Raw genomic sequence first — 13,140 nt, 5'->3', positions numbered from 1 at the left:
CCGTCGCTTCGAACTCCCGGACCGCCGGCTCGGCCGGCGCGCGTGAAGCGGTCATTGCCGGGTCGTGGGCACGGGCGGGTAAATAGGTGACCGCCGCGGTATCGGTTGTAAACGACCGTCGCGGTGGCGCGTGCCTGCGAGCCGCCGGCAGGCCGCGAAGCCAGCGCGCGCGAGGTCGCCGGCGCTACGCGCCGGCTGCCAGAGGGACCTTCGGTCCCTCGCTGGAGTCAGTTGCCGGAGCGAAGCGACGGCGGCTGACGAGGCTGGGGAGGTGTGCGGTGCGGTTGTGGTGTGGGCGGGCGGGACTCGAAGGGGCAGCCGCGACGGCGCGCGACGCAAGCACCGAGGGAGGGGACGGAGTGACCGACGGAGGCGCGCAGCGATCGCAGCGAGCCCTCGCGGCTGGGGCTTCGGTGGTGTTCGACGGCGATCCGTCGAGACCAATCTATAATCGGGCGGCGCCGCCGCTCGGAGCTACGAGCGAATCAAAAAACCGCCTACCCCTTATCCCTCCAGTTCGAACGCGACCTCGACTTCCGCCTGATACTCGCGGTCGGCCGCGCTGTCCAACTCGACGCCGAACTCCTCGACCTCGACCCAGTAGACGTTGTCCAGCGTGTCCTCGGCGCGGTCGATGGCGTCGTCGGCCGCGGCGTCGAAGCTCTCCTCGCTCGTCCCGATCAGCGTGATCTTTTTGAAGACCATGTCGCGTGCTGGTAGGACGCACGGGGGGATAAAAATAGGCGTCGCGGGACGGGCCCGTGGCTGAAGGACCCCTACGGACTTCCGGGCGCGCCTTCCATCACCGCGAAGTCCTCGCCGTCGTGGTCGATGCCGATGACCGCCCAGTCGTAGGGGGGTTTCGAGGCGACGAGCCGCTCTTGGAGGTCGGCCGCGCGGTCGCGCCACGTGACGAAACACCGGAGTCGCGGTGTGTCGCCCCCGTCTGCGAGATACGGGTCGAGGTCGTCGTCGTCCAGACACAGCACCGTCACGAGGACGCGCCGCCACTTGCGCTCCGCGACGAACTCGCGTCCGCCCTCGGAGACGGTGTAGCCCAGTTCGCGGAAGACGTCTCTGGCCTCGGTCGTCGGGGGGATGCTCGCAGTGGCCATCTGCCTCGAAGTTCGGCACCATCCGTGATAAACTTTCTCACGATTTCGGACAGAGAGAACCGGCTGGGCGGCCGGGAACGCCGCGGAGAGCCGCGAGCGCGTCCCGTCGCCGGAGGCTCACTCGTGGGCCGCGTCCCACTCGTCCGGCTTCCGGAGGTTTCCGCACTCGGTACACTGGATCCGGCCCATCGTGTCCATCGCGGTGTCGAACGACCCGCAGTTGCCGCAGCGGAACCCCCAGCGGGACTCCCCCGCCTCGTCCGCGAACACGAGGTAGAAGGGGCCGTCCGCGCCGCGCTCCGTGCGCGACCGGTCGGTGTACACGCGTTCCCCGTCCGGTGTCGTCGTCGCTTCCAGCGTCATACCTCTCGCTACCCGGCGGAGCGACTTAAGCGGCGGACTCGGCGGTCGGGAGAAAACGGAAGCGAAGCGGAGGCCGGAACCGCCCCGGTGACGGCGGGGAACCGCTACGTGCGGAACGACTCGCCGCAGCCGCACTCGGAGACGACGTTCGGGTTCTCGACCTCGAAGCCAGCCGCCTGAAGCCCGTGTTCGTAGTCGAGCGTGCTCCCGCCGATGTAGTTCTTGCTCGCGGGGTCGACGAACACCCGGAGGTCGTGGTGTTCCACGACGAGGTCGTCTTCCTCCGGCTCGGTGTCGAAGCGCATCCCGTAGGACAGCCCCGCGCAGCCGCCCTGCTGGACGAACAGTCGCAGTCCGGCGATGTCGGTGTCGAGCCCCTCTCCCTCCAAGAGCGAGAGCGCCTCCTCGGCGGCGTCCGGCGTCACCTCGATCGCCGGGTCGTTCCCCTCGGTCCCGGTGTCGGCCGGTTCGGTACTCATGCGAACGCGTTCGGCGTCGACACTCAAAACCCTGCCGGCGGGAGCGACCGGTCAGGTCGCTGCGTCGGCGCTCGAATCCGCGTCCGTGCTCGGATCCGTGTCAGTGTTCGGCTCCTGCTCGGGATCGGGCGCGCCGTCGCGAGCGGCCGCCGCGGGTCCGACGGCCCCGCTGACCGTCACGTCACGTTTCGGGTACGGGATCTCGATGCCCGCGTCGCCGAGCGCCACGTACAGCGCCCGGTTGAGTTCGTGTTGCGCGCGGCGGCGACGGGTGGGCCCGTTCACCCAACAGAGGATCTCGTACTGGAGCGACGAGTCGCCGAACGACCGGAACCGCGCCCGCGGCTTCGGGGAGTCGAGGACCAGCGGCTCGGCTCCCACGACATCCATCGCGAGCGCCTCGAAGGCGTCCACGTCCGTCCCGTAGGCGACGCCGATCGGGACCCGGACGCGGCGGCGGCGCCGGGGCGCAGACTCGTTCGTCACCTTCGAGGCGTTGAGCGCCGCGTTCGGCACCGTCACCAACACCTCGTCGCGGGTGAGCAGCGTCGTCGAGCGCACGCCGACCTTGATCACGGTGCCCGCCGTGCCGTCGTCCAAGACGATGTAGTCGCCGATCTTGTAGGTGTCGTCGAAGTACAGCGCGATCCCGCCGAAGAAGTTCGCGACGGTGTCCTTCGCGGCGAAGCCGACCGCGATGCCGGCGACGCCCGCCGCGCCGAGCAGGGGCGTGATCTCGATGCCCCACAGCCACAGCAGGGTTCCGGCGCTCCCCACCAGCACCGCGAGCGTCCAGACGTTCGAGAAGACGGGCGCGAAGTCGAACCGGCCGCCCTCGGCGTTGACCGCGGCGACGAGCCGGTTCACGACGCCGTTGGCCGCGTACGCCCAGACGAGGACGATCACCGACAGCGAGGGCCGCCCGAACACCGCGTCGAGCAGCCGCGGCTCGACGAGCACCGACGTCCGGACCGACGGCACCTGCGTAAGCACGTACACTCCCGCGAGCGCGGCGGTGACGACGAGCGGGGCGCGGAGCGACGAGAGGACGATGTCGTCGTAGCCGGTGTCCGTGTGCGAGACGTAGCGGCGGGCGACCCGGAGGACGACGAACTCCATGGCCAAGGCGCCGGCGACCGAGACGACGAGGACCGCCACCGTCGCCTCCAGCGCGGAGAACCCCTCAAACAGCGTCAGCGGCGACGGAAACATACCGTCCCGAGGCGGCTCCGCGAGATAACCGTTGCTACCCGCCGAATTGCGGGCGCGCCGCTACTCGAACCGCTTCCGGACGCTCTCCGCGTGCGCCTCCAACCCCTCCGCCTCGGCGAGCGAGGTGATCGTCTCCGAGAGGTCGTCGAGCGCGTCGCGGTCGAGGCGCTGGACCGTCGACGACCGGAGGAACGTGTCCACGGAGAGCCCACCGTAGCGCTTCGCGCCGCCGTTCGTCGGCAGTACGTGGTTCGTCCCGGCCGCGTAGTCGCCCGCGGCGACCGGCGAGTGCGGGCCGAGGAAGACGGAGCCGGCGTTGGTGATCCGGTCGAGAAGCGCCTCGTCGTCGTCGGCCACGATCGAGAGGTGTTCGGCGGCGTACTCCTCGGCGAACAGCACGGCCTCGGGCATCGACCGCGCGTGGAGCACGCCGGAGGCCTCGTTGTCAAGCGCGGCCCGGATCGTCTCCTCGCGCTCACGCTCGGCCGCCTGCGCCTCGACCGCGTCAGCGACCGCCGCGGCGAGGTCGGCGTCGTCCGTGACCGCGACCACGGAGGCGTTCGGGTCGTGTTCGGCCTGCGCGACGAGGTCGGCCGCCACGAGGGCGGGGTCCGCCGTCTCGTCCGCGAGGACAAGCACCTCGCTCGGGCCGGCGAGGAAGTCGATTTCGGCGTCGCCTTGGACGATCGACTTCGCGGCCGTGACCCACTTGTTCCCGGGGCCCACGATCTTCTGGACCCGCGTCACCGTCTCCGTGCCGTAGGCGAGCGCGGCGACGGCCTGCGCGCCGCCGACCTGGTACACCGCGTCGGCCCCCGCCTCGTGGATCGCCGCGAGGGTGACCGGGTTCAGATCCGCCGCCGGCGGCGTGGCGACCGCGACGTGGTCGACGCCGGCGACGACCGCGGGGATGATCCCCATCAGCGCGCTGGAGGGGTACGCGGCCGCGCCGCCGGGTACGTACACGCCGACCCGGTCGATCGGACGGAACCGCCGCCCCAGCTCCCGGCCGCCGAAGTCGTCGCGCCAGTCCTCCGGGCGCTGCCGCTCGTGGAACTCGCGGACGTTCGCCGCGGCCTCGCGGACGGCGTCGAGGACCGGGTCGTCCGCGTCGGCCAGCTCGTCGTGCGCCCGCGCCGCGTCGTCCGTCACGTCGATGTTGCCGACGGCGACCCCGTCGAACTCCTCGGCGAACTCGCGGACCGCGACGTCGCCCTCCTCGCGGACCCGCTCGACGATCTCCCGCACGTCTTCGCGGACCCCCTCGACGCCGGCGTCGCGCTCGAAGAAGGCGCGGCGCTCGGCCGGCGAGAGGTCCGCGACGGTTCGTACGTCCATACGCTTCGTGGGGGTCGGCGCGGCAAGGGCGTTCCGACTCGGGCGGCGCTGGCGGTGCCACGGCCGACCGGACAAGGCGGGCCGTCGCCGCTCACGTCAGCGGGCGGATACCCGTCAGATCGAGGAGGGCGAGGACGACGAGACCGGCGAGCAGCCCGGCCGCCGCGAAGAGGACGGGCGCCGACGCGGCGACGGCGACCCCGTAGGGCGCCACCAGTCGGGTCGTGCCGCGGATGAGGAAGGAGACGAACACGAGACCGAACGCGGCGAACGCGAGGGCGACGAACCGGGAGCGGTCCACGGGCGCTCAGTCCGTCTGGGGAACGCCCGTGCCGTGGGGTCCGTGGCCGTGGGACTCGCGGCTGGGGTCGAAATCGGTACACATGTCGTAGAACACCGCCTCGGGGTCGCGGTTCCACTGCCACTTCCAGCGGGTGCGGACCAGCAGCGACAGCTTCCGGGTGAGCGACAGCTCCGGGGTCGTCGAGACGGTGTCGTACCCGAGGTTCCGGATGAGGCGGTGGTGGTCGACGTACAGCACCGCCGCGAGCAGCACCGCGAGCTGGCAGTCCTCGGGGAGGTACTTGATCCCCGCGACGCCCTCCTCGTAGAGGCGCTCCGTGCGGGCCATCTCCTCGCGGATCGCGGCCGCGACATCCTCGTCGAACTCCAAGTCGAGGATCTGCTGCTCGCTCACGCCGTGGCGCCGCAGGGTCTCTAGGGGGAGGTAGATCCGGTCGCGCTCGACGACGTCCTCGCGGACGTCCCGGAGGAAGTTCGTCATCTGGAACGCCTCGCCGAGCTTCGTGGCGTGCGGGAGCGCCTCGGCCTCCTCCTCCGGATCGAGGTCCATGATCGACGTCATCATCCGCCCGACGGCGGCGGCGGAGCCGTCCATGTACGCCTCTAGCTCCGCGTAGGTTTCGTAGCGGTCGGTGTCGATGTCGCTCTCCATCGCGTCCACGAACGAGTGAACGTCCGCGTCGGCGATGCCGTTCCGCTCGCGCACCTCGGAGAACGCCTCCAACACGGGGTCGTCGGTCGGCTCCTCGCCGAGCGCGGCCGCCCGGAGCCGGTCGAGTTCGGCCCGCTGCTCGGCGGGGGGCGCCGTGTCTTCGGCGTCGACGACCTCGTCGGCGATCCGGAAGAATCCGTACAGCACGTACGTCGGGTGACGAATCCGCTGCGGCAGTAGCCGGGTGGCGACGTGGAAGGTCTTCCCGGTGCGGCGCTGGATCCGCTTGCTCCGGGCAACCTGCTTTTGCTCTACCATGCTGACCTCGGTGGGTCGGCAAGGAGGGTCACGTACGGGTCGCCCATCATAAAAGAAAGGTCGGCCTCCAAGAACATAACAGTTCGCACGACACAGTTCGGGTGCCGATCGACCCCGGCCGTGCCGGCGATCGACGCGGCGCGCGGCGCGACCGACGGCTCAGTAGAACGTGTCGCTACAGTCGTAGACGACGCCGTGCGCCGGACAGACGTACTTACAGTGCCGGTGGTACATCGGGGTCTCGCAGACCGGACACGGGCGACCGCCGTCGTCCGCGGGGGCATCGCTCACGGCGGACACACGCGGTCGAGAGGCAAAACCCTATCCACCGTTCACCGCGTCGAGATACCTGACCAGTCAGTCGTCGAGGGCGCCCCGGAAGCGAGTTACTCGTCCGCCAGTCGGTCGTACACCGAGCGAGCGACCGTCTCCTCGTCGAACGGGAGGGTTAACACGCCCCCCCACTCGGAGCCGGTGAGCGCCCCCACCGTTTCCCCGTCGAGCTCGACGCGCCGCACCTCGGTCCCGTCGAGCGTCATCGACACCACGAACGCCGCCGGGTCGTCGGTCGCCCCCGCCTCGTCGAGGCGGCTCCGGAACGACTCGATCCCCGCCTCGGAGAGCACGACCTGGACGAGGTACTCGCCGTCTTGGGAGAAGACGCCCTTGACGCGGTCGAGGTCGCTCGCGTCGAACAGCAGCGCGTCGGTCCCGTCGTCGCCGGTCACCCGCGCGACGAACGGCGCGTCGGGATCGACGCCGGCCGACGAGGGACCGGACCCGCCCCCTCCGTCGGCGGACGCGCCGCCCGTCGGTCCCGGACCGTCGCCGCCGATGCCGCCGGCCGCCTCGCCGTCCGTCACCGCCGTCGCGCCCGCGAAGCCGACGGCGCCGACCGCACAGACCGCGCCGAGGCCGCCGAGCACGCCCCGTCGAGAGATGTCCATACCCTGCGGTTTCGGCGAGCGGTAAAAAGGATTACACGCCGATTTCCGCGCGCGATAATTACGGAAATCCGGAACGTTCGACATCCGGAACGCTCGCCGCCGGTTACTCGGCGGCGAAGGCGACCTCGTCGCGGGTCGCCGTCTCGCCGAACAGCCACTCGGCGTGGTCGACCGCGTACTCGCGGTGGTCCTCGGTGATGTAGCCGAGCGCGTCCTCGACGACGACCGGGCGGTAGTCTCGGAGGCCCGCGCTCCCGGCCGTGTGGAGGACGCAGACGTTCGCGAGCGTGCCGCAGATCAGCAGGTCGTCGATGCCGTGCGCGTCGAGGTACCCCTCCAAGTCCGTCCGGTAGAAGGCGTCGTAGGTGTGCTTCTCGACGACGTGGTCGTCGTCGCGCACGTCGAGGTCGGCGACGAGTTCGGCGTCCCACGACCCCTCGACGACGTGTTCGCCCCACCGGTCGAACTCGTCGTAGTAGTGGGTCTCGTCGAACTGCTCGGGCGGGTGGACGTCGCGGGTGTAGACCACGCTCGCGCCGGCCTCCCGGGCGCGGTCGACGAGCGTCGTGACCGGCTCGACCGCCGCCTCGCTCGGCTCGGCGTAGAGGCTCCCGTCCGGGTGACAGAACCCGTTTTGCATGTCGACGACGACCACCGCGGTTGCTGTCGGATCGAACGCCATACCGGCGGTTAGCGCGCAGGGGGCAAAAACCGTCGTCCGTTCCGCGGGGTCCGCGCGGCGATCCGCCGACACGGCAGGGAAAAATCCGCCGGCCGCGGCGCCGAAGGAACCGACAAACTACTTACCGGGGCGGCCGATAAATCTCGTATGCGACGGGTTCTCAGCCCCTCGACCGCGGCCGCGATCGTTGCCGCGGTCGCCGTCCTGTGTGTCGCCTTCACCGCCGGCGTCGCCGCCGCCCCCGACGCCGGCGCGGTCCCCGCCGAGTCGGCCGGGAACGGCCCCGTGACGTCCGACGCCGTGCCCTCCGCGTCGGCCGAGGAGTGCGGTCCTGGTGACGGCACCGAACTGGTGGGCTGTTGGAACGGGACCCACTACGAGGAGTCGGTCGACTTCGCGGAGACCGACGGACTCAACGAGACGCAGTTGGCGGCGCTGACGGACCTGACGATGGCGCGCGTCGAACACGTCCGTCAGCGCCCCTTCCGGGAGGACGTGCCGGTCGAGACGGTCACCCGGAGCGAGTACCTCAACGACACGGCGAGCGGGAACGGCTCCGAGGCGTTCCGGCGCTGGAACGACCAGGTGTGGGAGGCGCTGTTCGTCGTCGGCGACGGCGCGAACGCCAACAGCGAGATCGACTCGGTGTTCGGCGGCGCGGTCTCTGGCTTCTACTCGCCGACGGCGGACCAGATCGTCATCGTCGTCCCCGACGGGGAGTCGCCGGATATCGACCCCTCCACGCTCGCGCACGAGCTCCTCCACGCGATGCAAGACCAGTACCACGACCTCACCGACCCGCGCTACGTCGGCGCGACGCAGGACGGCGACCTCGCGGTCGACGGGATCGTCGAGGGGGAGGCGGTCCACGTCGAGGAGCGGTACGCCGCCCGCTGCGCCGACAACTGGACCTGCGCCGAGCCGCCCGAGAGCGGCGGGGGCGGCGGCGACGTGCCCGACTTCAACTTCGGCATTCTCCAGACCGTCCTCCAGCCGTACGGCGACGGCGCGCTGTACGTCCGCGAGCTGCGCGACGAGGGGGGCTGGGCCGCCGTCAACGAGACGATGAACGACCCGCCGGCGTCGACGGCTGAGGTCATCCACCGGGACCCCGACTACGAGGAGCGCAGCGTGAGCTTCGAGGACGCCGCGACCGGCGGGTGGGAGACGTACGCGGACCAGGGGGTCGACGGCGCGGAGACAGCGGGCGAGGCGTCGATGTTCGTGATGTTCTGGTACCAGAGCGCCGGGGTGCGGTTCGACGGCGGATACGAGTATTCGGTGCTCGAGCCGGACCGGTCCCCCGCGGAGAACTACAACGTCCACTTCCGCACCGACGCGGAGCTCCAAACCCGGGGACTGTACAACTACGCGCACCCCGTGACCGAGGGGTGGGCCGGCGACGAGCTGTACCCCTACCGGAACGGCGAGCGCGACGGCTACGTCTGGGCGACCGAGTGGCAGACCGAGGGCGACGCCGCGGCGTTCCGCGACGCCTACGTGCGGATGCTGACCGCGCACGGCGACGGCGACTACGCCGAGGGGACCGTGTACGAGATCGGCGAGGAGAGCGACTTCCCCGGCGCGTACGGCGTCGAGCGCGACGGGACGAGCGTGACGATCACCCACGCGCCCTCGCCGGCGGGCGTCCTCGAACTCCGGCCGGACGCCGACCTCGCGCTCCCGGATGCGGACGGCGGGGCCGACGGCGACGGCGGTGACGGCGGGAGCGACAGCGGCGACGACGGCGACGTGAGCGACGGAACCGACGGCGCCGACGGGGCGAACAAGAGCGACGACGGGAACGGGAGCGACGACGAGAACGAGAGCGGCGACACCGCCGGCAGTACTCCCGGATTCGGGGTCGCGGCGACGCTCGTCGCCGTTATGGCGGCGCTCGGGCTGTTCGCACGGCGATCCACGTGAACTGATCCGCCGGGGATCGTCGCGCGCTCGCCGCGACACGGTGGCTTTTCGTCTCCGCGCCCGAACCGTCGAGCATGAGCGAGTTCGACATCGTCGACGCGGCCGCGATCCGGGAGGGCCGCGCGACCGACGCGTACTTCGAGCGGACCGAGGCGGCGCTGGAGGCGGCGGGGCGGAACCCGCGCGTCGTCGCCGAGGTGACCGCGGACCAGTTCCCGGACGGGGAGTTCGAGCTGTTCGCCGGCCTCGGCGACGCCGTCGAGCTGCTGGCCGGCCGCGGCGTCGACGTCGACGCGATCCCGGAGGGGCGGCTGTTCGACGGCGGGCCGGTGATGCGGATCGAGGGGCCGTACGCGGCGTTCGCGCGGCTGGAGACGTCGCTGCTTGGCTTCCTCTCGCACGCGTCCGGGATGGCGACGGCGGCGCTCGACTGTCGGGTCGCCGCGCCGGACTCCTCGGTGCTCTCGTTCGGCGCGCGCCACGTCCACCCAGCGATGGCCGCGGCGGTCGAGCGGTCCGCGCTCGTCGGCGGCTTCGACGGGTTCTCGCACGTCGCGGCCGGCGAGCTGCTCGGCCGCGAGGCGTCCGGGACGATGCCCCACGCGCTCGCCATCTGCTTCGGCCGCGGCGAGCAGGAGGCCGCGTGGCGCGCCTACGACGATGGCGTGCCGGGGGACGCGCCCCGGATCGCGCTGTGTGACACCTACTCCGACGAGGTCGACGAGGTCCTCCGCGCGGTCGAGACGCTCGGCGACGACCTCGACGGCGTCCGGCTCGACACGACCGGGTCCCGGCGCGGCGACTTCCGACACATCGTCCGCGAGGTCCAGTGGGAACTCGAGGCCCGGGGCCACGGGGACGTGGACGTGTACGTCTCCGGCGGGCTCGGCCCCGCGGACCTCCGAGACCTGCGCGACCTCGCCGACGGGTTCGGCGTCGGCGGGTACGTCTCCAACGCGGACCCGGTCGACTTCGCGCTCGACCTCGTCGCCGTCGACGGCGAGCCGGCGGCCAAGCGCGGGAAACTCTCGGGCGCGAAGTCCGTCTACCGCACCGAAGACGGCGCCCACGCGGTCGGGCTCGCGGGGCGCTCTGGCCCGGACGGCGCCGAGTCGCTCATGGAGCCCGTGATCCGCGACGGCGAGGTCGTCGCCGACGAGGCCCTCGACCTGTCGGCGTCGACGGAGCGGGCGCTCGCGGACGCGGAGGCGGTGGGGTACGGGGACGACGAGTAGTTTGTCGCACGGCGGGGCGCGGTCGGAGAGACCGGCTCGGGCCGCGCGTCACCCGGAGTCGTCCGGCGCGTCGTCGTCCGGTCCGGTGGCGCCCGAGTCGGCGCCGTCCGGGTCGCCGAACAGGCCGAGACAGGCCCACGCCCAGCCGCGGGCTCGGACGCGGCGCGGTGAGTCGGACACGGTTACGCCCTCCGGACGAGGTGGTCGCGGACCGCCCGCCGGCACTCGCGGAGCGTCTCGACGAGGCGCGCGACGGTCGAGAGGACGGGGTACGACACCGTGAAGTCGTCGTACAGGTACGCGACGGTCGATCGCTGTCGGACGCCGACCGCGGCGCCGCGGCTGGCGGTCCGATCGAGGTCGGCCTGCCGCTCCGCCAGCAGCGCCTCGCAGGCCTCGATCCGCTCGCCGAGCGCCTCGTGGCGGCGACGCAGGGCGTCGAACCCGAGCGCGGAGAGGGGCGTCTCGTCCGCGGTCGACAGCCAGTCGGTGGTCTCACGGACCGTCTCGCCGGCGGACCGGAGCGACGCCGCCTCGCGTTCGAGGGTCCGGTCGAACACGGCGAGCTCCGCGAGCCGGTCGTCGACGGCGGACGCTATCGCCGACGCGACCGGGCGGGTGAAATCGTGGTCCGTCTTCGGCGAGAGCGCGACCGCGACGGCGTCGCCCAGTTCCTCGCGGACGGTCGCGAGCAGCGGTTCGCCGTCGGAACCGTCGGGCACGCTGTGGGGCCGCACCGTCTCGGCGAACGCCTCGCGGACCCGGCGACAGCCGTCGGTCGCCGCCGCGTTCGTCGCGCCGGCGATGGCGCGGACGCCGCCGGCGCTCGGTCCCGGCCCGCCGCCGGTGCCGTTCCCGAAACCGGCGCCCCCGCCGCCGGCGCCGGTCGGCGCCGAGGCGGTCGGGATCGAGGCGAGAGCCGATCGGAACCGCTCGTACGCTCGTCGCTCGTCCGCCGTGGCGTCGCGTTCGGCCGCCACCCGGTCCCGGGCGCGGTCGACGTGCGTCTCGACGGTCACCGCGGATCACCGCCCTCGGGCGGTCGACCGTCTGCGTTGACCGTGTGAGTCATAGAGATTAGGCTAGCCTAAAACATCAAAAAGCCACCGGTTCGGGGACCGTCGGAGCGCGGGCGCCGATCTGCGCTCGGCGGTCGAGACGCGAGGGAGCGACAGACCACGAGTGAGAGGGCGCCGCGGCTCAACGGGACGCGTCGAGCGGGAAGGAACGGTTTGCGAGACGACGGGGCCGGGACGAGCGATGTCCCGGCGCGAGCGGGTCGGCCTACAGCTCCTCGACCGCGCCGCCGTCGGCGCGCTCTCGGAACACCTGGCCCTCGATGAGCGTCACCATCGTGTCTTCCTCCTGCCAGGCGGTGGGCGAGAGCTTCGCCTTCCGGCAGGTTCGCGAGAGGAACTCCGCGGCCGACCAGCCGTTCTCGACGGGGACCGTCGGATAGAGCCAGCCGTGCGCGTTACCGCTGTCGACGGAGACGCCGTGGGTGCCGATCTCGAGATCCTCAGCGGGATCGTTGGTGAGGACGGTGTTCGAGACGACGAACACCGAGACGGTGATGTTGTCGAGTTCCTTCGGCTCCACCTCGGAGCCGCAGGAGTCGCCCGAGGCGGCCTTGATGGCGGCCTCGACGATGGCGTGCCCGAGCTGGTCGGAAGTGTCCCACGCGCCGGCGCAGCCGCGGAGACGGCCCCGCCCCCGAGTCGACTGGAGCCGAACGAAAGCGCCGGTGCGGGCGTAGAACGCCTCGCGCATGCTTCCGGGCTGTTCGCGTTGCCCGTGTCGAACGAACGACTCCACCGCCTCCCGCGCGAGTTCGACCGCTCGTGCACCGTCGTCGTACGACAGCTGAACGGTCTGGGCCTCGGACATGAGAGTCCATTACGTTGCTGGCGACTTGAACGCTTCCCTTGTGGCACCGCGCTCGCGGCGTTCGCGGGGTCTTCGCCGGACCCCGCAGATTCCGCCCGGCGGACGCGCCCGACCGATCCGCTTATTCGCCGGCAGGCGAAACAGGAGAACGGACAGAGGGAGCCCGACTCCCGTGCCTCCGGCATGAGGAAAGTCCCCCCACCGGCCGGACAGGCGACCGGGCACACGCCCGGAGTCGGAGACGGCTGGCTCTGGAACAGCAACGACACCCCCCGCCCCGACCGATGATCCGCGCGAACCGACCCGCAAGGGAAGGGAGTTAACCCGGAGAGGGTACGTGGGTTTCCCACGTTGTACGTGGCTCCGCCGCGTCCGAGACGGGCGGGAACGGATGGAACGGCGAATCCTCGCCGGTGCAAGTCCGCGCCACAAGGTAGTCCGGCCGCGGCGCGGACGCTCAGCCGAATGTCGGGACGAACCGAAGGGGGCTTACTCCCCTCAGTCCGCTCACACCGACCAGCGGTGCGATCCGTCCGCGATCATCGAGAAGTGAACGCGCTCTTCGGTAGACTGGCGGAACTAGCGGAATACATTGACAGCGATACAGTCCACGAGACTGTGGATCGGTGCCCCAGTAAGGTTCAGTGACCGGAGGAAGCCGTAGGTCCGAGCGGCCTGCTCCA

The 13,140-nt window shown here is 71.3% G+C and carries 16 protein-coding genes, 1 other RNA gene and 1 pseudogene; 3 read left to right on the top strand and 15 right to left on the bottom strand.

Going from position 1 to position 13,140, the window contains the following annotated elements; genetic code table 11:
- Positions 1–504: 504 nt before the first annotated feature.
- The 11 genes from B9G49_RS13955 to B9G49_RS13910 form a co-directional block, all read right to left on the bottom strand.
- Positions 505–705 carry a dodecin gene (locus B9G49_RS13955; RefSeq protein WP_049930142.1) on the bottom strand — a complete coding sequence of 67 codons (201 nt, stop codon included), beginning with the start codon at positions 703–705 and terminating at the stop codon, positions 505–507.
- A gap of 71 nt (positions 706–776) precedes the next feature.
- Positions 777–1,115 carry a hypothetical protein gene (locus B9G49_RS13950; protein WP_049930140.1) on the bottom strand — a complete coding sequence of 113 codons (339 nt, stop codon included), beginning with the start codon at positions 1,113–1,115 and terminating at the stop codon, positions 777–779.
- Between the two features lie 117 nt (positions 1,116–1,232).
- The gene (locus tag B9G49_RS13945; protein ID WP_049930138.1) at positions 1,233–1,478 is read right to left on the bottom strand and encodes a DUF5816 domain-containing protein; all 246 of its coding nucleotides are present in this window, start codon (positions 1,476–1,478) and stop codon (positions 1,233–1,235) included.
- A gap of 104 nt (positions 1,479–1,582) precedes the next feature.
- The gene (locus B9G49_RS13940; protein ID WP_049930136.1) at positions 1,583–1,957 is read right to left on the bottom strand and encodes an iron-sulfur cluster assembly accessory protein; all 375 of its coding nucleotides are present in this window, start codon (positions 1,955–1,957) and stop codon (positions 1,583–1,585) included.
- Between the two features lie 51 nt (positions 1,958–2,008).
- Positions 2,009–3,169 carry a mechanosensitive ion channel family protein gene (locus B9G49_RS13935; RefSeq protein ID WP_086216777.1) on the bottom strand — a complete coding sequence of 387 codons (1,161 nt, stop codon included), beginning with the start codon at positions 3,167–3,169 and terminating at the stop codon, positions 2,009–2,011.
- Between the two features lie 60 nt (positions 3,170–3,229).
- Positions 3,230–4,507 (bottom strand): histidinol dehydrogenase, encoded by a 1,278-nt coding sequence (gene hisD / locus B9G49_RS13930; RefSeq protein ID WP_086216776.1) that lies wholly within the window; start codon positions 4,505–4,507, stop codon positions 3,230–3,232.
- Between the two features lie 91 nt (positions 4,508–4,598).
- Positions 4,599–4,808: a hypothetical protein gene (locus tag B9G49_RS13925; RefSeq protein ID WP_049930132.1), complete on the bottom strand. Its 210-nt coding sequence runs from the start codon at positions 4,806–4,808 to the stop codon at positions 4,599–4,601.
- Between the two features lie 6 nt (positions 4,809–4,814).
- Entirely contained in the window at positions 4,815–5,780 is a 966-nt protein-coding gene (locus tag B9G49_RS13920) for a phytoene/squalene synthase family protein (protein WP_086216775.1), read from the bottom strand.
- A 159-nt stretch (positions 5,781–5,939) separates the two neighbouring features.
- Positions 5,940–6,071 carry an HVO_2523 family zinc finger protein gene (locus B9G49_RS17195; protein ID WP_254921840.1) on the bottom strand — a complete coding sequence of 44 codons (132 nt, stop codon included), beginning with the start codon at positions 6,069–6,071 and terminating at the stop codon, positions 5,940–5,942.
- 95 nt (positions 6,072–6,166) lie between these two features.
- Entirely contained in the window at positions 6,167–6,727 is a 561-nt protein-coding gene (locus B9G49_RS13915) for a hypothetical protein (RefSeq protein ID WP_049930130.1), read from the bottom strand.
- 103 nt (positions 6,728–6,830) lie between these two features.
- Positions 6,831–7,409, bottom strand: a complete 579-nt coding sequence (locus B9G49_RS13910; RefSeq protein WP_086216774.1) for a cysteine hydrolase family protein — start codon at positions 7,407–7,409, stop codon at positions 6,831–6,833.
- Between the two features lie 147 nt (positions 7,410–7,556).
- Here B9G49_RS13910 and B9G49_RS13905 point away from each other — a divergent pair, with 147 nt between their 5' ends.
- Together B9G49_RS13905 and B9G49_RS13900 are read left to right on the top strand one after the other, a co-directional pair.
- A complete protein-coding gene (locus B9G49_RS13905; protein WP_086216773.1) occupies positions 7,557–9,335 on the top strand; it encodes an Hvo_1808 family surface protein in 1,779 nt (592 codons plus the stop codon).
- A gap of 74 nt (positions 9,336–9,409) precedes the next feature.
- Positions 9,410–10,570 (top strand): nicotinate phosphoribosyltransferase, encoded by a 1,161-nt coding sequence (locus tag B9G49_RS13900; protein WP_086216772.1) that lies wholly within the window; start codon positions 9,410–9,412, stop codon positions 10,568–10,570.
- Between the two features lie 48 nt (positions 10,571–10,618).
- Here B9G49_RS13900 and B9G49_RS17190 read toward each other — a convergent pair whose 3' ends face one another.
- From B9G49_RS17190 to B9G49_RS13890, 3 genes are all read right to left on the bottom strand, one after another.
- Positions 10,619–10,750, bottom strand: a complete 132-nt coding sequence (locus B9G49_RS17190; protein WP_255375963.1) for a hypothetical protein — start codon at positions 10,748–10,750, stop codon at positions 10,619–10,621.
- A gap of 2 nt (positions 10,751–10,752) precedes the next feature.
- Complete coding sequence (locus B9G49_RS13895; protein ID WP_086216771.1) at positions 10,753–11,589, bottom strand: hypothetical protein; 837 nt, start codon at positions 11,587–11,589, stop codon at positions 10,753–10,755.
- A gap of 265 nt (positions 11,590–11,854) precedes the next feature.
- Positions 11,855–12,457, bottom strand: coding sequence for a TIGR00296 family protein (locus B9G49_RS13890; protein WP_086216770.1), 603 nt, complete (start codon positions 12,455–12,457; stop codon positions 11,855–11,857).
- A 151-nt stretch (positions 12,458–12,608) separates the two neighbouring features.
- Between B9G49_RS13890 and rnpB the strand changes: the two genes are divergently transcribed.
- An RNA gene (gene rnpB / locus B9G49_RS13885) (RNase P RNA component) lies at positions 12,609–12,961 on the top strand.
- Positions 12,962–13,036: 75 nt separating this feature from the next.
- Here rnpB and B9G49_RS16330 read toward each other — a convergent pair.
- Positions 13,037–13,140, bottom strand: a pseudogene (locus tag B9G49_RS16330) (IS1595 family transposase); the annotation flags it as partial.

It is taken from the genome of Halorubrum sp. SD683 (assembly GCF_002135045.1).
In the GTDB taxonomy this organism is placed as follows: Archaea; Halobacteriota; Halobacteria; order Halobacteriales; family Haloferacaceae; genus Halorubrum; species Halorubrum ezzemoulense.
The sequence above is the reverse complement of the archived record's forward strand: the minus strand, read 5'-3'. Positions and strand labels throughout refer to the sequence as shown.

Bases quoted from the DNA above. Each gene is read 5' to 3' on its own strand.
- B9G49_RS13955 (WP_049930142.1), bottom strand. From the start codon at position 705: ATGGTCTTCAAAAAGATCACGCTGATCGGGACGAGCGAGGAGAGCTTC.
- B9G49_RS13950 (WP_049930140.1), bottom strand. From the start codon at position 1,115: ATGGCCACTGCGAGCATCCCCCCGACGACCGAGGCCAGAGACGTCTTC.
- B9G49_RS13915 (WP_049930130.1), bottom strand. From the start codon at position 6,727: ATGGACATCTCTCGACGGGGCGTGCTCGGCGGCCTCGGCGCGGTCTGT.
- B9G49_RS13890 (WP_086216770.1), bottom strand. From the start codon at position 12,457: ATGTCCGAGGCCCAGACCGTTCAGCTGTCGTACGACGACGGTGCACGA.
- B9G49_RS13910 (WP_086216774.1), bottom strand. From the start codon at position 7,409: ATGGCGTTCGATCCGACAGCAACCGCGGTGGTCGTCGTCGACATGCAA.
- B9G49_RS13905 (WP_086216773.1), top strand. From the start codon at position 7,557: ATGCGACGGGTTCTCAGCCCCTCGACCGCGGCCGCGATCGTTGCCGCG.
- hisD (WP_086216776.1), bottom strand. From the start codon at position 4,507: ATGGACGTACGAACCGTCGCGGACCTCTCGCCGGCCGAGCGCCGCGCC.
- B9G49_RS13920 (WP_086216775.1), bottom strand. From the start codon at position 5,780: ATGGTAGAGCAAAAGCAGGTTGCCCGGAGCAAGCGGATCCAGCGCCGC.
- B9G49_RS13900 (WP_086216772.1), top strand. From the start codon at position 9,410: ATGAGCGAGTTCGACATCGTCGACGCGGCCGCGATCCGGGAGGGCCGC.
- B9G49_RS13935 (WP_086216777.1), bottom strand. From the start codon at position 3,169: ATGTTTCCGTCGCCGCTGACGCTGTTTGAGGGGTTCTCCGCGCTGGAG.
- B9G49_RS13945 (WP_049930138.1), bottom strand. From the start codon at position 1,478: ATGACGCTGGAAGCGACGACGACACCGGACGGGGAACGCGTGTACACC.
- B9G49_RS13940 (WP_049930136.1), bottom strand. From the start codon at position 1,957: ATGAGTACCGAACCGGCCGACACCGGGACCGAGGGGAACGACCCGGCG.